Origin of the sequence: Massilia sp. TWR1-2-2 (assembly GCF_049897565.1) — a bacterium.
Classification (GTDB): Bacteria; Pseudomonadota; Gammaproteobacteria; order Burkholderiales; family Burkholderiaceae_D; genus JAFCUW01.
The window spans coordinates 58,629-78,853 of record NZ_JAFCWM010000023.1; the positions used below are offsets into that span (position 1 = coordinate 58,629).

Below are 20,225 nucleotides of genomic sequence, written 5' to 3' on the forward strand. Positions count from 1 at the left end.
CTTGGCCAGCCGCGGGCTTACCGAAGGCGAAGTGGCGATGGCGGCGGCGCTGTTCGGCGCGGCCATCGATTACGCCAAGGTGCGCATCCACGACCGGCGCTACATGCCGTTCCAGCCGAAGAACTGCGCGATGACGCCGAACGGGCGCCTGTACTTTCATCGTTCGTGTTTTCTGGACGACTACGCCGCCGGCGACATCCATGCGCAGCACTGGTTCATGCACGAAATGGTGCACGTCTGGCAGCACCAGCTTGGCTACCCGGTGCGCCTGCGCGGCGCCGTGCGGCTCGGGCTCAGTTACGAGTATCTGCTGCGCGCCGGCGCCACCCTGGCCGACTTCAACATGGAGGCGCAGGGCGACCTGCTGGCGGACTATTTCGTCCTCAAGCACCGCGAGGCGCCGAAAGCGATGCGCTGGCGCCGCAACGCCGCCAGCCTGGCGCTGTTCGAGGAGGTACTGGACGGCTTTCTGGTCGCTCCGGCAAATCGCTCCCACTTGCCGCGGACGCTTGCGCGACGCTTCGGCGGGGCTCCGGCGGCGTAGCATTTGCGCGATATCAACCCCATCTGGTCTGCAAGCCGTACGCTAAGAGTTTGCCACATGCAACCTTTTTCCCCGGCGAGGGCCCCATGTAATTGCGTTTTCTTCTTCCGTTGATGCTGCTGCTGCCCGCGGCCTGGCCACATGCCGCCCTCGCGCCGCGCAGTGGCGAGGCGGAGGTGCGGGAAACCAAAGCCGGCCTGCCGTGCTTTACCATTTCGCAACGCGAGGAGCAGCGCGGCGGTGCGCCCGACTTCCAGGCCGTCACCGTGTTCGACCCGTCGAGCCGGCCGCGCGCCAAGATGTGGACGATGGCGATGCCGCCGGACCGGACCTTCCCGGTTTTGTTTTCGATGTGCATTCCGTACGCCGGCAGGGTGCAGTCGCTGCCGCAGACCAGATCGGTGATGCTGGAAAACGGCAAGGTGTACGAGGTGCAGATCGACGCGCGCCCTGGCGGCGGACCGAACCAGCCGCGCCGCTACGACGCCCGTTTCTGCCTGGCCAAGCAGCGCGACGGCAGCGTCCAGGTGCGCCACATCGCCGCCGGCGAGCAGGAGGGGCGCAACGTGTACGGCTGCGTCCCGCCGAAATAATCCGGCCAGGTTCACCCTGCGCAGACGTTTCCTTCGCCATCGAGCGCGACACGTGCGGCCGCCCGCAAATGGGCCGCGCGATTCATCGCGCTCAAGGCGCGCGCCCTGCAGGGCCTTCATCATGACTTCGGTCCTCCTGCTGATCGGCACAGCCGCCAGAATAGCGAACTGAACTTGAAAGGAACATTGCCATGAACCGTTTTACTGCGTGCTTTTTCGCGCTGGCGCTATCGGCCGGCGCCGCGTTCGGCCAGGAACAGCAGAGTGCGCCGGCCGCCGATGCCGCGGTCGCAACGCCGCTGACGCAGGCCGAGGTGATGAAAGTCGACAAGGAAGCCGGCAAGATCACCATCAAGCACGGCTTCATCGAGAACCTGAAGATGCCGGCCATGACGATGGCGTTCAAGGTGGCCGACGTGGCCATGCTCGACCAGGTGCGCATAGTCGACAAGGTCGCCTTCTTCGCCGAAAAAGTGGATGGTAAATTTATCGTGACGAAGCTGGAAGCGGTGAAGTAAGCCGCGCTTACTGCAGGACCAGCTTCAACTGCTCGTCGGCATCGGCGCGCAGTTTTGGCGGCAGCGCCGGCTTCAGCGCCAGCGCCTTGCCGTACGACGCCACCGCATTCGGTTTGTCGCCCAGCGCCTGCTGCGACTTGGCAATACGGTAAAAGCTGGTGGCGCGCCGGGTCATCGCGTTGGCCTGCTCGAAGCCGGCGATCGCTTCGCGGTGCTTGCCCAGTTCCTGCTGCACGCGCGCCATGCCGTAGACGGCGCTCTCGCTGTCGGGAAAGCGCTTTTGCGCCTCGCGGAACATGCGTTCGCTGTCGGCATATTTCTTGTCGCTGAGGTACTTGTTGCCGAGATTGTTGATCAGGTCGCGCTGGCCTTCGGCCACCGCCTCGTTGCTGTTGACCGGCATCGCCAGCACCGTCGCGTCGGCCCTGGCGAACTTGTCGTCGGCCGCGTCGAGCCGCGCCAGCATCAGCTTGCCGGCTTCAGGATGGATCAGCGCCGTCTGCGCGGCCAGCGCCTGGGCCTTGCCGCTGCCGCCGCCGACCATGCTGGGCGCCTGCATGTAAAACGTCATCAGCGAAAAACGCGCGTCCATGTTCTGCGGATCGAGCTCGACCGCCGTCTTGAATGCGTCGCCGATCTTGCCGACGTAGCCCAGCGCCGACATGATGCCTGCGGTGACCGCCTTGGTGCCAAGCGCGTTGCCGTAGGCCAGGTGGCAGTTCGACACCTTTGGCTGGGCGGCGATGCAGCGCTCGCCGAGCTTGACGGCGTCGTCGATGCGTCCTTCGACCAGCGCGACCTCGCTGGTGACGACCAGCGCGTCGGCGTTGCCGGCGTCCTGCGCCAGCTTTGCGATGGCGATGCGTTCGACGTCGGCATACTTGCGCGCCTTCATCAGGGCCGAGTACTCGTTGGCCGAAGCCTGTGCGCACAGCAGCAGACCGAGCGCGCTGGCGGCGATTGCGTGGGAAAATTTCATGGGTGCCTTTTCAAAAATTTATTCGTAACGCAGGCAGTCGACCGGCAGCAGTTTCGACGCGCGGCGCGCCGGATAGAAGCCGAAGAATACGCCCACCAGGGTGGAAAAGCTGCAGGCGACCAGGATCGCCGATGCGGTGATGAACACGTCGAACTTGCCGGTCGAGGTGATGGCGGCGGCCGCCGCGGCGGCCAGCGCGATGCCGACCACGCCGCCGGCCAGGCAGATGACGACTGCCTCGGTCAAAAATTGCAGCAGCACGTCGCGCGGCTTGGCGCCGATCGCCATCCTGATGCCGATCTCGCGGGTGCGCTCGGTAACCGACACGAGCATGATGTTCATGATGCCGATACCGCCGACGACCAGCGAGATGGCGCCGATCATGCCGAGCAGCAGGGCGATGCCGGCGCTGATCTTGGCGGCTGTCTCGGCAAACGAGGCGACGTTTTCGACGCGGAAGTCGTCCGGCGCGTCGACCTTGATGCGGTGGCGGTCGCGCAGCATGCCCTTGATGTCTTCGATGGCGTCGAGCAGGTTCTGGCCTGGCTTGCCCTGGGTGGCAACGTAGTGGACGTTGTCGGGAAACGGGCTGCGCACCAGGTTGGCGCGCGCGGCAGTGATCGGCACGATCACCATGTCGGCCAGGTTGCCGCCGTCGATCTGCTTGCCTTCGCCGTGCAGCACGCCGACCACCTGGAAGGCGACGTTCTCGATGCGCAGCGCCTTGCCGAGCGGATCGGCCTTGTAGAAGAACTGGTCCGCCACTTTCTGGCCGATGACGACCATGCGCGAGGCGGCGCGCACGTCCGCTTCGCTGAACACGCTGCCCTGGTCGATGCGCCAGTTGCGGATCTTGAACATTTCCGGCGTGACGCCAAACACCATGAAGCTCGACGTCTCGTTGCCGGCCGATACCTTGAAGCTGCCTTGCAAGGTCGGCGCCGAACCTGTCAGGCTCGGCAGCGCGTTGAGCGCCAGCGCGTCGGCCATCGTCAGCGATGGCGCGGCATTGTTGCGCAGGCGCCGCTCGTCGGTGCGGCTGCCGCCTGGGAACACATACAGCATGTTGGTGCCGAGCGCTTCGAGTTCCTTGCCGATGAAGCGCTGCATGCTGTCGCCGAGCGCCAGCAGCAAGGTCACCGAAGTGATGCCGATGATGATGCCCAGCATGGTGAGCGCCGTGCGCAGGCGGTTCGCGCCCATCGAGCGGAACGCTTCATTGACGACCTGGAAAAAATTCATGCGCTGCCTCCGTGGGCAAACTGGCGCAGGCCTTCGGCGGCGGCGCCGTCGTAGATGACGCGCCCGTTCTTCAGGCGCATCAGGCGCTTGCTGTACGCGGCAATGTCGGGCTCGTGCGTGACGAGCAGGATCGTTATGCCGCGCTCGCTGTTGAGCTGCTGGAAGGAGCGCATGATTTCTTCGCTGGTCTGGGTGTCGAGGTTGCCGGTCGGCTCGTCGGCGAGGATCAGCGGCGGGTCGCCCACCAGCGCGCGGGCGATCGCCACGCGCTGCTGCTGGCCGCCGGACAACTGGTTCGGCGTGCGCTTGGCGAAGCCGGCCAGGCCCACGCGGTCGAGTTCGGCCAGCGCCTTGGCATGCGCGTTGGCGCGCGAGACGCCGGCGTAGATCAGCGGCAGGGCGACGTTCTCGGCCACGCTCATCCGCTTGATCAGGTTGAAACTCTGGAACACGAAGCCGATGGTGCGGTTACGGATCATCGCCAGCTCGGCGCGCGACAAGGTCAAGGTGTCGATGCCATTGAGCAGGTAAGTGCCGCCGGTGGCCTGGTCGAGGCAGCCGAAGATATTCATCAAGGTCGACTTTCCCGAGCCGGACTGGCCCATCACGGCGAGGAAGTCGCCGCGCGGCACCTGCAGGTCAATGCCGAACAGCACCTTCGTTTCGATGCTGCCGGAAATGTAGCTCTTGGTGACGCTACGGATATCGATCAGCGGCCCACTCATTCGTTCTTGCCCTGTGGCGCCAGCGCGCGCGTGACGACCTTGTCACCTTTTTTCAGGTCGCCAGCGATCACTTCGGTGTAGCGGAAGTTGGATAGCCCGATCTTGATGTCGGCCGGCACCGCCTGGTTGCGCGCGTCGAGCTTGTAGATCTTGTACTGGCGCGCCGCTTCGTTCTTGCTGCGGAAGGCCAGGTCGTCCTCGTCGGCAGCGGCGACGGTGGCCGGCTCCGGCTTGCCGCCTTTGTCCTTGAGCTTTTTCGCTTCCTTTTCCAACTCCTCGTCGGACAGGCGAAAGCGTAGCGCGGCGGTCGGAATGCGCAGCACGTTGTCGCGGTTGCCCACCACCAGGCGTACCTGCGCCGTCATGCCCGGTTTGAGCAACTCCTGCTTGTTCTCGACGTCGAGCACGACGTTGTAGGTGACGACGTTTTGCACCACGTTGGGCGCCAGGCGGAACTGGCGCATGCTGGCGTCGAACTCGCGGTCGGGGTAGGCGTCGACGACGAAGCGCGCCGCCTGGCCGTCTTTCAGCGCGCCGACGTCGGCTTCCGAGACGCTGGTGTCGATCTGCATCTTGGTCAGGTCGCGCGCGATCTGGAACAGGTTCGGCGTGGTGAACGAGGCCGCCACCGTCTGGCCGAGGTCGATGGTGCGCTTGATGATGACGCCGTCAATCGGAGCGCGGATCACGCTGTTGTTCAGGTCGGCCTGGGCGCGCGCCAGTTGTGCGTCGGCCAGCTTGATGTTGGCGCGGGCGACGTCGAGTTCGCGGCGCGACTGGTCCAGCGTCAAGGTCGACACGTAGTTTTGCGCGACCAGGCGCTGGTTGCGTTCGAAGTTCGATTGCGCCAGCCGCATCGATGCCTGCGCCGAAGCGAGGCTCGCGTCGACCTGGCGGATCTGGGCGTTGAAGATGGTCGGGTCGAGCTTGAGCAGCACCTGGCCTTTCTTGACGTGGTCGTTGAAGTCGGCCTTCAGTTCGACGACGGTGCCGGACACTTGCGAGCCGACGTTGATCAGCGCGACCGGATTGATGGTGCCGGTGGCGGTGACGGTCTGGGTGATGTTGCCGCTGTCGACGACGGCGCTGCGGTACTTCGACTCGGGCACCGGCTTTTCTTTTTTGCTTTGAAGGTAAGCTGCTGCGGCGGCGGCGACGACGAGCAAGGCGATCGCCACCAGTACGCGTTTCTTGGTAAATATTTTCATTGATATGTACAGGGACCGTGAAGCGCCGCGGCGCGATGGGTCAGTGTGCAATAACTATGAAAATGTTGCAACATGCATACGATTTTGCGGCGGCGCGGACAATTTCTGGGGTCAGGTCTGACATTCGGACATTTCGAATACGAAATGTCCGAATGTCAGACCTGACACCAGTGTTTTGTTGCTACAGGCTAGGGGTTTTCGATGACGACGCAGTCGCGGCCGCAGCGCTTGGCGGCGTGCAGCGCGCGGTCGGCGGCGCCGATCAGCTGCACCACTTCGACCGGGTTGTGCGGCGACGGCGTCGCCACGCCGATGCTGACGGTGACCAGGCGCGAGCCGGTCGCCCCCGCATGCGGAATGGCCAGCTGCGCGATGCGCTGGCGCAGGTTTTCGGCCACCCTGGCGCCGCCGGCGCTGTCCATGTCGGGCAGCACCACGGCGAACTCCTCGCCGCCGTAGCGGGCAATCAGGTCGAGCGGACGCTGCAGCGAGCCGGCCAGCGCGTTGGCGACCCGGATCAAGGTGTCGTCGCCTTGCGGGTGGCCGTAGTGGTCGTTGTAGGCCTCGAAGAAATCGATGTCGATCATCAGCATCGTCAGCGAGATGCCGGTGCGCTTGGCGCGCCGCTGTTCTTTTTCCATCGACAGGTCGAAGTGGCGGCGGTTGGCGATGCCGGTCAGGCCGTCCGAAAACGTCTGCGAGCGCAGCTCCATCGCCTGGTCACGCGGCAGGCGCTCGCGGTGCACGGCGGCGCTGACATCGCTGACCTGGATCAGGCAGTGGCGCGCGGCGCCGGCGACGTCGAGCGGCGTGACGGCGACCGCCTGTCGCATGCGCGCGCCGCGGCTGCGGGCGGCGCGGTCGGCATACAAGGCCAGCGGCGCCTGGTGCAGCGTCTGCGACAGCACCGCTGGAAAGTTGTCGCGCAGCGCCTGGCGCACCGCGCCGTCGAGGCGCTTGCCGCGCAGGTCGGGGAACACGGCGAGGAAGTCGCGCCCCAGCACCTCGGCCGGCGGATGGCCCGAATGCTGCGCCATCCAGCGGTTCCACAGCACCACGCGGCGCTCGGCGTCGAGCTCGACGGCGCCGACGTCGATGGCCCCCAGAACATGTTCAAGCATGCCCGGGTGAATCGTTGCGACACTGTCCATGTCAGGCTTGGCCGGTAATGTTGGCGAGATAGCCGTCGACCTGCGCCTGCAGGTCCGCCAGCGCGCTCACGTCGAGGATGAAGGCGACATAGCCGTGAATCTGGTGCGCTTCGAGGATGAAGTCGATATGCAGCATCAGCACCAGCGTGTCGGCCAGGCCGCACGAGGCGGTAAGGATGTCTTCGCTGCTGCCGAGGTGATACACCGGCAGCGAGCCGCGCAGTTCGCGGTCGAATACGTTGGCGAGGGTGCCGACGCAGGAATTGAGGATGATGTTGCCAATTTCGCTCATCGCTTCCTGTTCCATCTCGGTCAGTTCCTTGAACGGCACCGACTCGCCGACCATCAGGCGCACGATGTCGAGGCTCTTGTCCTCGGGAAACATCAAGATCGCTTCGGTAGTCAAGGCGCCTCGGTAGTGCTGGCTGATGCCGCAGACGCGCGATCGGTCCGGGTGGCCGAGCATGGCGGCGGCGGCGGCGCGGTTGAGGAAGCGGATCGACGGCACCGACATCGTCACTTCCTCGCGGACGATCTCGCTCATTGCCCTGGCGGCCTGGCCGACGCCGATGTTGAAAATTTCCACCAGCGCGTCATGCTGCAGTTCGCTGAGCTTGAGCATGCCTTACTCCAGCGCGCCCAGCAGGGCATCGATGCGCGCCTCGGTGATCGGCTTTTCCATGAAGCCGATGCCCATTTCGGTGGCGCGGTTGCGCGTCGTGTTCTGCACGTTGGCGGTGACGAGCGAAATGTGCGCCTGCGGGCACATCGCGCGCAGGTGGCCGGCCGCGGCCAGCCCGCCCATGCCGGGCACGTTGACGTCGACCAGGATCAGGGTGGGCGACGTCATCGACTGCACCTCTACCAGCGCTTCTTCGCCCGTGGCCGCTTCCTCGACCAGCCAGCCGGGCCGCTTGGTGAGGATGAACTGGCGTGCCATCAGGCGGGAAACGCGGCTGTCGTCGACCACGAGGACGGTTTTGGCATCGTTCATTGTTGGTTCCTCTGAGTAACTTTTAGTCGACGGTCATTGTCTCAACAATTCTTTTTCGGTTTTGCCCAAAAGGAACTTCATTTGCACTGGCGCGCGGTCGCGCTTGCTTCCGGACAAAGGCATTTATTGTCGAAAGGAGGTGGCGCAACGGTCGATCCGCTAAAATGTCGGCATACCTGATTTGCCTACCTCCTTTACCCAAGACCATGACCCAAGACGAACTCAAGCAAGCCGTAGCCGTAGCCGCCATCCAGTACGTCGTCGACGGCGAGATCATCGGCGTCGGCACCGGCTCGACCGCCAATTTTTTCATCGATGAACTGGCCAAGATCAAGCACCGCATCAAGGGCACGGTGGCCTCGTCGGAAGCGACCGCGGCGCGCCTGCGCGGCCACGGCATCGACGTGTTCGACCTCAACGACGTGACCGCGATCGCCGTCTACATCGACGGCGCCGACGAAATCACCAACAGTGGCGCGATGATCAAGGGCGGCGGCGCGGCATTGACGCGCGAAAAGATCGTCGCCTCCGTGTCGGCCAAGTTCGTCTGCATCGCCGACGGCTCCAAGCTGGTTGACGTGATGGGCAAGTTTTCGTTGCCGGTCGAGGTACTGCCGATGGCGCGCGCGGCCGTGATGCGCAAGCTGGCCGCCCTCGGCGGCCAGCCGAAGCTGCGCCTGAAAGCCGGCAGCGACCAGGCCTTCATCACCGACAATGGCGGCGAAATCATCGACGTTGCCGGCCTGTCGATCACCGACCCGGTCGCGCTCGAGCAAGACATCAACCAGGTGCCGGGCGTGGTGGCGGTAGGATTGTTCGCGCTGCGCGGCGCCGATGTATGCCTGCTCGGTACCAGCGACGGCGTGAAGACGCTCACTTTCTAAACCAAGGAAAATTCATGAAGCGATTGCTGCTGGTGTCGTGCGTTGTTGTGCTGAGCGCTTGTTCGATGTTGCGCACCAAGATGGAGCCAGTGGCGGTGGCGCGGGCCCAACCGGTCGACACGCGGATGCTCGACGCCAACGGCGTGTCGATCGAACGGATCCCATTCCGCGCCGGCGTGTCGTCGGTGACGGTGGAGCGGCTCGGCAAGCAGCGCGACTGCGACAGCAGCGAAGGCGCCGGCCTGATGACGCCGCCCGGCCCGGTCGAGGTGTACCGCATGGTGTGCTCGAGCGGCAAGGTATTCATGGCGCGCTGCGAACTGCGGCAATGTAAGGCGATGTGACGATTTTCGTGCCCGATACCCGGCGCGACGGCTTGTTGCTGCCGACGCTGGCGCTGTTCGGCAGCCAGATTTCCGTCAATCTTGGCGCCGCGGTGGCTAAAAACCTGTTTCCCGTCATCGGGGTCGAGGGCATCACCGCATTTCGGGTCGGCTTCTCGGCGCTGATCCTGGTGGCGATCTTCCGTCCGTGGCGCTCGCCGCTGACGCGGCGCGACGTTTTCAACCTGGTCATTTACGGCGCCGTCATGGGCCTGATGAACCTGCTCATCTACCGCGCGTTCCAGCGCATTCCGATCGGCATTGCCGTCGCCATCGAGGTGACCGGCCCGCTGCTGGTGGCCTTGCTGGCGTCGCGCCGGCTGCGCGATATTGCGTCGTGCGCGCTGGCCGTGTTCGGCCTCTACCTGCTGCTGCCGATAAACAGCGCCGCCGGCCGGCTCGATCCGGTCGGCGTTGCCTACGCCTTCGGCGCCGCGGCGTGCTGGGCGCTGTACATCGTGTTCGGCAAGCGCGCATCGACCATCGCGGGCGGGCAGGGCGTGGCGCTGGGCATGCTGGTGGCGTCGCTGTTCATCGTGCCGCTTGGCGTGGCCTATACGGATGCGGCGGCGATCACGCCGCACGTGCTCGCCATCGGCCTGGTCATCGCCGTGCTGTCGAGCGCGGTACCTTATTGCCTGGAGATGCTGGCGCTGCGCGGCTTGCCGCAGGGGCTGTACGGCATGTTCAGCAGCGCCGCGCCGGCGGTGACGGCCATCGCGGGACTGCTGATACTGGGGGAGCGCTTGACCAGCACGCAGTGGATGGCGATTGCTTGCATCGTGGCGGCATCGGCGACGTGCGCGATGTCCGCTCGCGGCAAATGACCACACGAAACTGCCGTAAAACTTAAATCCGTCGTCCCCGGACGCGGGGATCCATGCTGAGCTCGCCGCAGTGGCGAAGCATATTTCTACGGGTATACTTGCTGCTGTTTACTCTGCCGGCGGCACGTAGCCCATCGCGGCATCGGCGCCTTCACCGAAGAAATGCTTTTCCATCTGCGCGGCCAGGTACTTGCGCGCGCGCAGGTCGGCCAGGTTCAGGCGGTTCTCGTTGACCAGCATCGTCTGGTGCTTGAGCCAGCCGGCCCACGCCTCTTTCGACACCTGCTCGTAAATCTTTTTGCCCAGCTCGCCTGGATACGGCGGGAAGTCGAGCCCTTCGGCCTCTTTGTTCAGTTTGATGCAGTGGACGGTGCGGGCCATTTGTGCTCCTAAAGCGACGATAGAGATGAAGCCGTGATTATAAAGACTTAATCAAGACCTGTGATTTGCGCTGCCAGTTGTACATGTGCTGGCGATCCTTCGGCAGCGCATCGACCGTCGCCGGCACGAAGCCGCGCTTCTGGAACCAGTGCGATGTGCGGGTGGTCAAAACGAACAGCTGCTTGAAGCCGGCGGCGCGCGCACGGTTTTCCATGTGGCGCAGGATGCGCTCGCCGTCGCCCTGGGTCTGCACCTCGGGATTGACGGTCAGGCACGCCATTTCAGCCATCTTGGCCGAAGGGAAGGGGTACAGCGCGGCGCAACCGAAGATCACGCCGTCGTGCTCGATGACGGAGAAATTGTCGATCTCGCGCTCGATCAGCTCGCGGCCACGCTTGACCAGCGTGCCGTCCGCTTCCAGCGGCTCGATCAGCTTGATGATGCCGCCGACGTCGTCGATGTTCGCCTTGCGCAGGCTTTCGAGGTTTTCGTGGCTGACCATCAGGCCCACGCCATCGTGGGTGAACAGCTCCAGCAGCGCCGAGCCGTCCATCGCGAACGGCACGATGTGGGCGCGGTCGACGCCGCTGTTGCAGGCCTTGATGGCATGCTGAAGGTAGTACGCCGCGTCGGACGGCAAGAAGCCGGCCTGCAGCACCGCTACGGCCTGGTGCGACGACAGCTCGCGAATTTCCGCGCCGCCCTCATCGAGCATCATGGGCGTCTCGCTGATGAAGATCAGCTTGTCGGCCTGCAGCGCCACCGCGGCCGATACGGCCACGTCTTCCATCGTCAGGTTGAACACTTCTCCGGTCGGCGAGAAGCCCAGTGGCGAGAGCAGCACCACGCTGTCGGTGGCCAGGATCGGGTGGATCGTCTCGGCGGCGACCTTGCGGGTGACGCCGGTCAGCTCGAGGTCGACGCCGTCGATGACGCCTAGCGGGCGCGCCGTGACGAAGTTGCCTGAGATAATACGGATGGCCGCATTCGACATCGGCGTGTTCGGCAAGCCCTGGCTGAACGCCGCTTCGATGTCGAGGCGCAGTTCGCCGGCCGCTTCTTTCGCGCACTCGAGCGCGGCGGTGTCGGTGATGCGGATGCCGTTGTGGAAGCGGCCTTCGACGTTTCGCAGGGCCAGCTGTTCGGCCACCTGCGGGCGCGAGCCGTGCACGATGACGACGCGGATGCCGAGGGCCACCAGCAGCGACAAATCCTGCGCCAGCACGGTCAGCGCGCCGGCGGTGACGAGTTCACCCGGGAAGGCAACCACGAAGGTCTTGCCACGGAAGGCGTGGATGTACGGCGCGACCGAGCGCAGCCATTGGACGAATTGGGTAGAGTTTTCCATTTGCCGCATTATAATTCGCTGCGCGACTTGCGCGCTAAATACATGTAAAAACAATGTCAGAACAGAGTAACAAGCGTTTGCCAGCATCAGCGCCGCAGCCTTCCCCCGACCGGACCGATACGCCAGCGACGGCGCGCCCTATGCGTGCCGAAGGTCAGCGCGCGCCCGGACAGCCGCGCGCGCAGCAGACGCCACGTCCGCCGCGCGCGCCGCAGGAGCCGCGTGCCGGGCAGCCGCCGCGTGAACCGCGCCCGCCGCGCGTCGAGGTCGCGCGCACGCCGCTGCCGCCGATTACCTTCCCCGAGGAGCTGCCGGTATCTGGCCGGCGCGCCGACATCGCCCGCGCGATCATGGAAAACCAGGTCATCATCGTCTCCGGCGAGACCGGCTCGGGCAAGACCACCCAGCTGCCGAAGATCTGCCTTGAACTCGGACGCGGCCAGAAAGGCATGATCGGCCACACCCAGCCGCGCCGGATCGCGGCGTCGTCGACCGCCAAGCGGATCGCCCAGGAACTCGGCTCGCCGTTAGGGGTGCACGTCGGCTTCAAGGTGCGCTTCACCGACACGCTGCAGCCTGGCGCCTCGGTCAAGCTGATGACCGACGGTATCCTGCTGGCCGAGACCCAGACCGATCCGCTGCTGAAGAACTACGACACCATCATCATCGACGAGGCGCACGAACGCAGCCTGAACATCGATTTCCTGCTTGGCTACCTGAAGCAGCTGCTGCCGCGCCGGCCCGACCTGAAGGTGATCATCACGTCGGCGACGATCGACGCCGACCGCTTCGCGCGGCACTTCGGCGTGGGCGGCAAGCTCGCGCCGGTGATCGAAGTATCGGGTCGCCTGTACGCGGTCGAAGTGCGCTACCGCCCGGTCGAGCGCGACCAGGTGCTGACCGGCGCCCCGGACACCGGCAAGCCGCTGCCAAAGGCGCAGGCCGCGCGCGAAAAGCGCGACCTGATGGACGCCGTGGTCGACGCCGTCGATGAACTGTGCCGGCTCGGTTCCGGCGACGTGCTGGTGTTCCTGCCGGGCGAGCGCGAAATCCGCGACTGCGCCGAAGCGCTGCGCAAGCACCACCCGCCGCACGTGGAAATCCTGCCGCTGTTCGCCCGCCTGTCGGTCGAGGAGCAGGAGCGCGTCTTCAAGATCAGTAATGCGCGCCGCATCGTGTTGGCCACCAACGTCGCCGAAACGTCGCTGACGGTGCCGGGCATCCGCTACGTCGTCGACGCGGGTCTCGCGCGCGTGAAACGCTACAGCTTCCGCAACAAGGTCGAGCAGCTGCAGGTCGAGCCGATCGCGCAGTCGGCGGCCAACCAGCGCGCCGGCCGTTGCGGCCGCGTCGCCGACGGCGTCGCCATTCGCCTGTACGAAGAAAAGGACTTCCTCGAGCGGCCGAAATTTACCGAGCCGGAGATCCTGCGCTCCTCATTGGCGGCGGTCATCCTGCGCATGAAGGCGCTGCACCTGACCGACGTCGAGACGTTCCCGTTCATCGAGCCGCCGCAAGGCCGCGCGATTGCCGACGGCTACCAGCTGCTGCAGGAAGTGGGCGCCGTCGACGACACCAATGCGCTCACGCCGCTCGGCCACAAGCTGGCCAAGCTGCCGCTCGACCCGCGCGTGGGCCGCATGATCCTGGCCGCGCTGGAGAACGCCTGCCTCACCGAGATGCTGATCATCGCCTCGGCGCTGTCGGTGCAGGATCCGCGCGACCGGCCGATGGAGCACCAGCAGGCGGCCGACGAAGCGCACAAGAAGTTCGCCGACGAGAAGTCCGAGTTCCTCACCTATATCAAGATCTGGCGCTGGTTCGAGCAAGCCATCGAGCACAAGAAAACCAACCGCCAGCTGCAGGAAACCTGCCGCGCCAATTTCCTCTCGCAGGTGCGCCTGCGCGAGTGGCGCGACGTCCATTCGCAGCTGCTCACCATCGTCAAGGAGCAGGGCTGGCGCCTCAACGAGCTGCCTGCCACTTACGAAAACCTGCACGCTGCGCTGCTTACTGGCCTGCTGGGGAACATCGGCTTCAAGAGCGATGACGAGCCGGGCGCCGGCTACCTCGGCGCGCGCGGCATCCGCTTTCACGTCTGGCCAGGCTCCTCGCTGATCAAGAAGCCCGGCAAGTGGGTAATGGCGGCCGAACTGGTCGACACCACGCGCCTGTACGCGCGCACCGTGGCCAACATCCAGCCGGAGTGGGTCGAGCGCGTCGGCGCCCACCTGCTGAAAAAATCGTGGGGCGAACCGCGCTGGGAAAAGCGCGCCGCACAGGTCACCGCATCCGAACGGGCCACCTTGTATGGCCTGGTGGTGTACAGCCAGCGCCGCATCAACTACGGCCAGTTCAATCCTTTCGAGGCGCGCGCGATCTTCATCCAGGAGGCGCTCGTCGGCGGCGACTACGACACCCGCGCGCCGTTCTTCGCCCATAACCACAAGCTGGTCAAGGAAATCGAAAACCTCGAGCACAAGTCGCGCCGGCTCGACGTGCTGGTCGACGACCACCTGATCGCCGCGTTCTACGACAAGCTCATTCCGGCCGACGTGGTCAACGGCGCCGGCTTCGAAGCCTGGCACAAGCTCGTCACGCGCGACGATCCGAAGCTGCTGTTCCTCAACCGCGAAGAACTGATGCGCCACGAGGCGGCCGGCGTTACCACCGAGCTGTTCCCCAAGACGCTGACCGTCACCGGCATCGAGATGGGCCTCACTTACCACTTCGAGCCGGGCAGCGTGCGCGATGGCGTGACCTTGTCGGTGCCGCTGTTCGCGCTGAACCAGCTGCCGCGCGAGCGCGTCGAGTGGCTGGTGCCCGGCATGCTGAAGGAGAAGGTGCACCTGCTGCTCAAATCGTTGCCGCAAAAGCTGCGGCGCCATTGCGTGCCGCTGCCGGACTACGCCGCGCGCTTTTGCGAGCGCATGCACGACACCGGCATGTTCGGCCGCGGCGACCTGATCGACGCCATCATCGCCGACATCCGCAGCCAGACCAGCCTCGCGGTCTTGACCACCGACTTCAAGATCGAGACGCTGCCGGCGCACCACTTCATGAATTTCAAGGTCATCGACGAGCATGGCCGCCAGCTCGACATGGGGCGCAACCTGGCCACGCTGCAGGCCGAATTCGGCGGCCAGGCGCGCCAGAGCTTCCAGAAGCTGGCCGAAGCAACCGCGCAGAGCGTGGCCGAGCCGGTCGTCGCGGCGCCAGTCAAAGGGAAGACCACGCCGGCAGCGGCAGCGCCGGCCGTCAGCGCTCATACAGGGTTGACGTCGTGGACCTTTGGCGAACTGCCCGAGCTGCTCGAAATCGTGCAGGGCAAGCTGACCCTGATCGGCTTTCCGGCGCTGGTCGACAAGGGCGCCCACTGCGACCTCGAAGTGTTCGACGACCCGACGGTGGCGGCGCGCACCCACCGGGTCGGCCTGCGCCGCCTGTTCGCGCTGCAGCTCAAGGAGCAGCTCAAGTTCATCGAGAAGAACATCCCGTCGATGCAGCAGATGGGCATGCAGTTCATGGCGCTCGGCTCGCAAGAGGAGCTGCGCGACCAGATCATCCAGAAGGCGATCGACATCGCCTGTCTGCAGGATCCTCTGCCGACCGACGCCGCGTCGTTCAACAAGCGCAAGGACGACGGCAAGTCGCGCCTTGGCCTGCTGGTCAACGAGATCGCGCGGCTGGTGTCGCAGGTGCTGACCGAATTCCATGGCCTGCCGAAAAAGCTGCAGGGCGTGCAGGCGGCGGCGGCCGACATGCAGGCGCAGTTGCAGGCGCTGGTGCACAAGCGCTTCGTCACCGAGACCGACTACGCGCAGCTGGCGCATTTTCCGCGCTACCTGAAGGCGATCAACGTGCGCATCGAGAAGCTGCGCGGCGATCCGGCGCGCGACGCCAAATCGATGGCCGAGTGGACTGGCGCCGCCAGCCAGTTCCTGCGCATCTCCAAGGTACAGGCCGGCAAGAATACCGACCCGCGCATGACCGAGTTCCGCTGGATGCTGGAGGAATTGCGCGTGTCGCTGTTCGCGCAGGAACTGCGCACGCCGATGCCGGTATCGGCCAAGCGGCTGCAAAAGGTGTGGGAGTCGATGCAGCGTTAGGGAACGGAGGGGTCTGACCCGTTGTCTGGGTCGGACCCCGGATTGGTTGACGCGTGCAAATCCGGGGTCCGACCCTAAGCGGCGGGTCAGACCCCTGCTGCTGCGTCAACGGGTCCGCATCACAGGCCCGAGCCGCCTTCGCTGCCCGTGCCGCTGCCGCCGGCGCCCATGCCCGTGCCGCCGCTCATGCCACCCATCGGCATGCTACCCGTTTGCATGCTGCCGCTGCGCGAAGCATCGATGCCGGGTCTTCGAATGTCATGGTACGTCTCCTTGATCGAATGTGGGTTTAGCCGGGTAAGCGTAGGTGTTGCCTTCGCCTGCCGATTGATCCGGCTCAATCGTGCCGGGCTTGATTGGGCAGTGCTTACCACAGGAAATTGTTGCGGTTTCGCACTTATGCGCGCCAACGCACAGAACGGGTATTTAGCGCTCGCTATGCTTGTAAAAAAATACGGAGGCACCCAAATGATGTTCGTCAATGCGCGCTGCAACAACGCTGGCCCACTCGGCAAATCGATCCCAACCCGCTCCTTTGCAGCGGCGCTGTTTGCGCGCTTGAATGCACCCATAACCAGGTTCCGATGGTAAAAACGATTAATCCCTGGCTGCGCGGTTTGCTGCGCGCCGGGAAGAAGCAGCAACGTTCGGTGGCTCGCGTCATTGGCACGTTGCTGGCGCCACCCAAGCCGGCGGCCCGGGCCAAGCCCAAGCCGCGGCCGAAGGCGCCTGCCGCCACCGTGCCCGCCACGGTTGCGCCGCTAAAAACGAAGCGCGCCAAGAAGGCTGCGCCTGCACCCCAACCGGCCGCCCCGGCCACCGGCAAGTGGCTCGCCTCCTATCTCGCCGGCGTTTCCGAGCGCGGCACGCTGCGCCGCATGAGTTACTGGCTGTATCTACCCGACCATCCTCCCGCCGACGCCGCCGCCGGCCTGCCGCTGATTGTCATGCTGCACGGCTGCGAGCAGACCGCCACCTTGTTTGCCCAAGGCACGCGCATGAACCAGCTGGCCGAAACGGCCGGCTACGCGGTGCTGTATCCGCAACAGTCGGTCAGCAGTCATCGCCACCGCTGCTGGAAATGGTTCGACCGCGCGACCCAGCAGGGCGGCGGCGACGTGCCGATGATCATCGGCATCATCAACAAGGTGCGCGCCACCTATCCGATCGACGGTTCGCGCATTTATATCTGCGGCATTTCGGCCGGCGCCGCGATGGCCAATATCGTTGCCCTCAACCATCCCGACCTGTTTGCCGGGCTCGGGCTGCATTCGGGGCCCAGTTTCGGCGGCGCCCACAGCACCATCGGCGCGCTGACGGTGATGCAGCATGGCGCCGGCACGCGGGTCGACGGCCCGATCGCCGAAGTGCTTGGCCGGCGCGACCAGTTCCATCCTCTGCCCACCATCCTGATCCATGGCGACGACGACCCCGTCGTGCGTCCCGTCAACCTGGCGCACCTCACGCGCCAGGCCATGCTGGTGAATAATCTGGCGGCCGATAGCCCCGAGCAGGTGGCCGAGAAGGTCAAGGGTGGCCGCGCCTACCAGTTGCGCGACGTCTACAGCGGGAGCAAGGTGATGTTGCGGGTGGCGCGCGTCGCCGAACTGAAGCACGCCTGGAGCGGCGGCGACGAGCGGGTATCGTTCAATTCGGCGCAAGGTCCTGACGCCAGCAAGATGATGCTCGATTTCTTTTCAAGGCACCGGCGCGCCTGAGGCGGCGTTGCGCGCCACCAGGGTGCTGGCGAAGGTCTGCAGCTCGTCGAGGCCGCGCTTGATGATGCTCACCAGCGCCGGCACCGGCGCGGCCTGGTAATCCCATTCGGCGCGGCAAAATTCGCCGGTGCGCTTTAGCTCATCGGCCAGCCCGGCGTCGATCCAGCCGGCCTGGTGCAGCAGCGTCAACACGGCGCGCTCGTCGCCTGGGACGCCCAGCGCGTAGGCGCCGATGACGTAGTCGCCCATTTCCACCGCCGCCTCCCAGGCGCGCACCACGTTCAGCGTGGCCGCGTCCTGGCGCGTGATGTCGCCCACAAAAGTGGTCGGGTCCTTCTCGTATTCCTCGCGGGCGCGGCGCACCGCGCGTGCGATCGTTGCCGTCTTGCTTACCAGTACTCCATCGTCCATGCTGGCCTCCGTATGTTGGACGCGTTATATGAGGAAAAGTGCCGCCGCCACCGCGGTCGGCATCAACGCGCCGAGGAACAGGCCGACCGCGCCGATCGATTCGTCGTTGAAGCCGCGCTTGAGGAGCGCCGCGCCGGCCGGGTTGGGGGCGTTGGCGATCACCGTCAGGCCGCCGCCGGCGACCGCGCCGGCCACCAGCATGTATTTTTCATGGTCGCCCAGGCCCGTGATCAGCGAGCCGAGGTAGGTCAGCGCGGCGTTGTCGGTAATTGCGGTCAGCCCCAGCGCGCCGAAGAACAGCGCGGTCGGTCCCAGGCTCGACACCACCGGTTGCAGCCACCATTGCTGCATGCCGCCCAGCACCACCAATCCGGCCAGGAAAAATCCCACCAGCAGGCCTTCCTTCAGGATCAGCGGATCCTGGTAGCGCTGGTACGATTGGGTAAAACCGAGGAACAGCAGGAACACGCCGAGGAACAGCACCGGATGATGGGCCAGCATCACCACCGCGGCCAGGAACGCCAGGTGAATCAGCGCGACCAGGCGCGGCATGCGCGGCACCAGTTCGGGCGAGGTCGCTTCGGCGGCCGCCGTGTAAGGTTCGGCCTCGAGGTGGCGGCGCAGCAGGACGATGGCGCCGGTGGCGTTGATGCACACCGCCAGCGCGGCCTTCCAGCCGAAGGTGGTTGCCATGAAGGCGCTGTCCCAGCCCCAGGTGGCGGCAACCATCAGCACCGGCGGCGCGGCGTAGGCGGTGAGGGTGCCGCCGATTGAGACGTTGACGAACAGCACGCCGAGGGCGGCGTACTTGAGCCATTCGGGTACGTGGGGACGGAAGATTTGCGGCGCCAGCATCAGCGCGGCCAGCGTCATCGCGGCCGGCTCGGTGACCAAGGAGCCCGACAGCGGCACCAGCGCCAGGCCGAGCCAGGCCAGCGCCAGTTCGGTGCGCACCGGCGCCAGCCGCGCCAGCATGCCGAGCAGGGCGCGCACGCTGTCGAGCACCGGCCGCGATGCCGCCACCACCATGACGACGAAGACGAACAGCGGCTCGGTATATTGGCGCGATTCGGCATAATCGATCGCCGCCTGCGGTCCCGACAGCAGCGCCATCGCCATGATCAGCAGGAAGGCCCAGAAGCCGAACACCACCTCGACTTCGCCCAGCAAGTCGAACAGGCCGGCATGGCGCGGGTGGCGGTGGGCCAGCAGGTCGAATGCCTTGGCGGAGAAAGTGTGGATCAGGGCGCAGGCGAACAGCACCGCGCCGACTACTTGCATGGTGTCCACGAGGCTAGTTTGCGCGCCGGCAAGGCGCGGCGGCGTAAGACCGGGAGGAGCAGGATTTTTTCATTCGGCAACCATGATGAGTGAGCGACTATTATGCCGCACGCCAAGATATTTTTTTCAGAATGTTAGAAAAGTTGGCTAGACCTGGCTAGACCTGGCTAGACCCGATGCACTGTATGCTTTACTGAGATTTTCATCGTTGTATGCGTAATCCAACGTCTGTCGGGAATGACCCCCGTTCCGCTGCTAAGGCCTGACGCTCGTGCCTGCCCCTCGGATCGCTAGGAAATTACCCTCGAGCGACCTTGCGCAGCAGATAGTTCACTGCCTCGAAGGCAAAGTAAACAGCACCAAGCATTGCGAGATATCCCCAAACACTTGCGACACCCGGTCCACAGTAGGCTTCAGTGAGGCACGTAAAGACTCGGCCGACGACTTGGATGTCGCTCCATAGCGCAATGCCGAAGGTCAGCGCCGCTGCGACGAACATCGAGCGCTTCCGAACTTGCGGCCCTTTAGTTTTGAACACGTCAATCATTAACAACCAGGATCGATAGGGCAGGAGACCTGCCGCAGCCAGGCCAACAAAACCGAGCAAATAGACCGCAGCGCTTTCAAACGGTATGCTCATTTATTTCTCCTGACCTGACGCAGCAGGTTGCCCTGCCAGAAGGTTTCAGGCTGGACATACGGAAAGGATTGATGTCCGCTTAGGGCCGTTCAAGCGGGACTTGACACTTAGGGAGCTCGACAAAATAAAATCATCTGATCGCCTTTGGCGATCGCGTAAAAGGACTCTGCCTTAACAGGGCGTTGAAAAAGGCATGAATACCTTCGGGTTTTATCGATGATCAGTCGAAATTTATCGATCCAAACCCGCATGCCTCCTGAGAACCAAGTTCTAGCCGCTTTTCAGGGCG

General features: G+C 64.7%; 20 protein-coding genes. 8 read left to right on the forward strand and 12 right to left on the reverse strand.

Going from position 1 to position 20,225, the window contains the following annotated elements; all coding sequences use genetic code 11:
* Window position 1: 1 nt before the first annotated feature.
* The 3 genes from ACP7DD_RS19900 (at window position 2) to ACP7DD_RS19910 (ending at window position 1,655) form a co-directional block, all read left to right on the forward strand.
* On the forward strand, window positions 2-544 hold the full coding sequence (locus ACP7DD_RS19900) for a Rhs element Vgr protein (protein WP_426176530.1): 543 nt from the start codon (window positions 2-4) through the stop codon (window positions 542-544).
* Window positions 545-657: 113 nt separating this feature from the next.
* Entirely contained in the window at window positions 658-1,137 is a 480-nt protein-coding gene (locus tag ACP7DD_RS19905; protein ID WP_426176531.1) for a hypothetical protein, read from the forward strand.
* A 191-nt stretch (window positions 1,138-1,328) separates the two neighbouring features.
* Window positions 1,329-1,655, forward strand: a complete 327-nt coding sequence (locus tag ACP7DD_RS19910; protein WP_426176532.1) for a copper-binding protein — start codon at window positions 1,329-1,331, stop codon at window positions 1,653-1,655.
* Between the two features lie 7 nt (window positions 1,656-1,662).
* Here ACP7DD_RS19910 and ACP7DD_RS19915 read toward each other — a convergent pair whose 3' ends face one another.
* From ACP7DD_RS19915 to ACP7DD_RS19945, 7 genes are all read right to left on the reverse strand, one after another.
* A complete protein-coding gene (locus ACP7DD_RS19915; protein ID WP_426176533.1) occupies window positions 1,663-2,634 on the reverse strand; it encodes a tetratricopeptide repeat protein in 972 nt (323 codons plus the stop codon).
* Between the two features lie 18 nt (window positions 2,635-2,652).
* Window positions 2,653-3,876: an ABC transporter permease gene (locus tag ACP7DD_RS19920; protein ID WP_426176534.1), complete on the reverse strand. Its 1,224-nt coding sequence runs from the start codon at window positions 3,874-3,876 to the stop codon at window positions 2,653-2,655.
* On the reverse strand, window positions 3,873-4,601 hold the full coding sequence (locus ACP7DD_RS19925; RefSeq protein ID WP_426176535.1) for an ABC transporter ATP-binding protein: 729 nt from the start codon (window positions 4,599-4,601) through the stop codon (window positions 3,873-3,875). The genes ACP7DD_RS19920 and ACP7DD_RS19925 overlap by 4 nt, the downstream gene beginning before the upstream one ends.
* Window positions 4,598-5,809, reverse strand: a complete 1,212-nt coding sequence (locus tag ACP7DD_RS19930) for an efflux RND transporter periplasmic adaptor subunit (RefSeq protein WP_426176536.1) — start codon at window positions 5,807-5,809, stop codon at window positions 4,598-4,600. Before ACP7DD_RS19930 ends, ACP7DD_RS19925 begins: the two co-directional genes overlap by 4 nt.
* Before the next feature lie 188 nt (window positions 5,810-5,997).
* Complete coding sequence (locus tag ACP7DD_RS19935; protein WP_426176537.1) at window positions 5,998-6,960, reverse strand: diguanylate cyclase; 963 nt, start codon at window positions 6,958-6,960, stop codon at window positions 5,998-6,000.
* 1 nt (window position 6,961) lies between these two features.
* A complete protein-coding gene (locus ACP7DD_RS19940; RefSeq protein WP_426176538.1) occupies window positions 6,962-7,582 on the reverse strand; it encodes a chemotaxis protein CheC in 621 nt (206 codons plus the stop codon).
* Window positions 7,583-7,585: 3 nt separating this feature from the next.
* Entirely contained in the window at window positions 7,586-7,954 is a 369-nt protein-coding gene (locus tag ACP7DD_RS19945; protein WP_426176540.1) for a response regulator, read from the reverse strand.
* A 206-nt stretch (window positions 7,955-8,160) separates the two neighbouring features.
* On the opposite strand from ACP7DD_RS19945, the gene rpiA reads away from it, so the two are divergent.
* The 3 genes from rpiA to ACP7DD_RS19960 are packed head-to-tail and all read left to right on the forward strand — an operon-like array spanning window position 8,161 to window position 10,048.
* Window positions 8,161-8,838 (forward strand): ribose-5-phosphate isomerase RpiA, encoded by a 678-nt coding sequence (gene rpiA / locus ACP7DD_RS19950; RefSeq protein WP_426176542.1) that lies wholly within the window; start codon window positions 8,161-8,163, stop codon window positions 8,836-8,838.
* 14 nt (window positions 8,839-8,852) lie between these two features.
* Window positions 8,853-9,182: a hypothetical protein gene (locus ACP7DD_RS19955; RefSeq protein ID WP_426176543.1), complete on the forward strand. Its 330-nt coding sequence runs from the start codon at window positions 8,853-8,855 to the stop codon at window positions 9,180-9,182.
* Window positions 9,179-10,048, forward strand: a complete 870-nt coding sequence (locus ACP7DD_RS19960) for an EamA family transporter (RefSeq protein WP_426176544.1) — start codon at window positions 9,179-9,181, stop codon at window positions 10,046-10,048. The genes ACP7DD_RS19955 and ACP7DD_RS19960 overlap by 4 nt, the downstream gene beginning before the upstream one ends.
* Before the next feature lie 108 nt (window positions 10,049-10,156).
* On the opposite strand, the gene ACP7DD_RS19965 is transcribed toward ACP7DD_RS19960, so the two are convergent.
* A complete protein-coding gene (locus tag ACP7DD_RS19965) occupies window positions 10,157-10,429 on the reverse strand; it encodes an oxidative damage protection protein (protein WP_426176545.1) in 273 nt (90 codons plus the stop codon).
* Between the two features lie 37 nt (window positions 10,430-10,466).
* A complete protein-coding gene (gene argA, locus ACP7DD_RS19970; protein WP_426176546.1) occupies window positions 10,467-11,777 on the reverse strand; it encodes an amino-acid N-acetyltransferase in 1,311 nt (436 codons plus the stop codon).
* A 53-nt stretch (window positions 11,778-11,830) separates the two neighbouring features.
* On the opposite strand from argA, the gene hrpA reads away from it, so the two are divergent.
* Both hrpA and ACP7DD_RS19980 read left to right on the forward strand, forming a co-directional pair.
* Complete coding sequence (gene hrpA, locus ACP7DD_RS19975; protein WP_426176547.1) at window positions 11,831-15,886, forward strand: ATP-dependent RNA helicase HrpA; 4,056 nt, start codon at window positions 11,831-11,833, stop codon at window positions 15,884-15,886.
* Window positions 15,887-16,470: 584 nt separating this feature from the next.
* Window positions 16,471-17,604 carry an extracellular catalytic domain type 1 short-chain-length polyhydroxyalkanoate depolymerase gene (locus ACP7DD_RS19980; protein WP_426176549.1) on the forward strand — a complete coding sequence of 378 codons (1,134 nt, stop codon included), beginning with the start codon at window positions 16,471-16,473 and terminating at the stop codon, window positions 17,602-17,604.
* Here the strand turns inward: ACP7DD_RS19980 and hepT are convergent.
* The 3 genes from hepT to ACP7DD_RS19995 form a co-directional block, all read right to left on the reverse strand.
* Window positions 17,584-18,015: a type VII toxin-antitoxin system HepT family RNase toxin gene (gene hepT / locus ACP7DD_RS19985; protein ID WP_426176550.1), complete on the reverse strand. Its 432-nt coding sequence runs from the start codon at window positions 18,013-18,015 to the stop codon at window positions 17,584-17,586. The two genes, ACP7DD_RS19980 and hepT, sit on opposite strands and share 21 nt — an antisense overlap.
* Before the next feature lie 24 nt (window positions 18,016-18,039).
* Window positions 18,040-19,296, reverse strand: a complete 1,257-nt coding sequence (locus tag ACP7DD_RS19990) for a putative Na+/H+ antiporter (protein ID WP_426176552.1) — start codon at window positions 19,294-19,296, stop codon at window positions 18,040-18,042.
* Between the two features lie 298 nt (window positions 19,297-19,594).
* Entirely contained in the window at window positions 19,595-19,936 is a 342-nt protein-coding gene (locus ACP7DD_RS19995; RefSeq protein WP_426176553.1) for a hypothetical protein, read from the reverse strand.
* Window positions 19,937-20,225 lie beyond the last annotated feature (289 nt).

Coding starts and splice junctions, on each gene's coding strand:
- ACP7DD_RS19990 (WP_426176552.1), bottom strand. CDS start 19,296: ATGCAAGTAGTCGGCGCGGTGCTGTTCGCCTGCGCCCTGATCCACACT.
- hrpA (WP_426176547.1), top strand. CDS start 11,831: ATGTCAGAACAGAGTAACAAGCGTTTGCCAGCATCAGCGCCGCAGCCT.
- ACP7DD_RS19935 (WP_426176537.1), bottom strand. CDS start 6,960: ATGGACAGTGTCGCAACGATTCACCCGGGCATGCTTGAACATGTTCTG.
- argA (WP_426176546.1), bottom strand. CDS start 11,777: ATGGAAAACTCTACCCAATTCGTCCAATGGCTGCGCTCGGTCGCGCCG.
- hepT (WP_426176550.1), bottom strand. CDS start 18,015: ATGGACGATGGAGTACTGGTAAGCAAGACGGCAACGATCGCACGCGCG.
- ACP7DD_RS19940 (WP_426176538.1), bottom strand. CDS start 7,582: ATGCTCAAGCTCAGCGAACTGCAGCATGACGCGCTGGTGGAAATTTTC.
- ACP7DD_RS19945 (WP_426176540.1), bottom strand. CDS start 7,954: ATGAACGATGCCAAAACCGTCCTCGTGGTCGACGACAGCCGCGTTTCC.
- ACP7DD_RS19925 (WP_426176535.1), bottom strand. CDS start 4,601: ATGAGTGGGCCGCTGATCGATATCCGTAGCGTCACCAAGAGCTACATT.
- ACP7DD_RS19910 (WP_426176532.1), top strand. CDS start 1,329: ATGAACCGTTTTACTGCGTGCTTTTTCGCGCTGGCGCTATCGGCCGGC.
- ACP7DD_RS19915 (WP_426176533.1), bottom strand. CDS start 2,634: ATGAAATTTTCCCACGCAATCGCCGCCAGCGCGCTCGGTCTGCTGCTG.
- ACP7DD_RS19930 (WP_426176536.1), bottom strand. CDS start 5,809: ATGAAAATATTTACCAAGAAACGCGTACTGGTGGCGATCGCCTTGCTC.
- ACP7DD_RS19905 (WP_426176531.1), top strand. CDS start 658: ATGCTGCTGCTGCCCGCGGCCTGGCCACATGCCGCCCTCGCGCCGCGC.
- ACP7DD_RS19955 (WP_426176543.1), top strand. CDS start 8,853: ATGAAGCGATTGCTGCTGGTGTCGTGCGTTGTTGTGCTGAGCGCTTGT.
- ACP7DD_RS19995 (WP_426176553.1), bottom strand. CDS start 19,936: ATGAGCATACCGTTTGAAAGCGCTGCGGTCTATTTGCTCGGTTTTGTT.
- ACP7DD_RS19965 (WP_426176545.1), bottom strand. CDS start 10,429: ATGGCCCGCACCGTCCACTGCATCAAACTGAACAAAGAGGCCGAAGGG.
- rpiA (WP_426176542.1), top strand. CDS start 8,161: ATGACCCAAGACGAACTCAAGCAAGCCGTAGCCGTAGCCGCCATCCAG.
- ACP7DD_RS19920 (WP_426176534.1), bottom strand. CDS start 3,876: ATGAATTTTTTCCAGGTCGTCAATGAAGCGTTCCGCTCGATGGGCGCG.
- ACP7DD_RS19980 (WP_426176549.1), top strand. CDS start 16,471: ATGGTAAAAACGATTAATCCCTGGCTGCGCGGTTTGCTGCGCGCCGGG.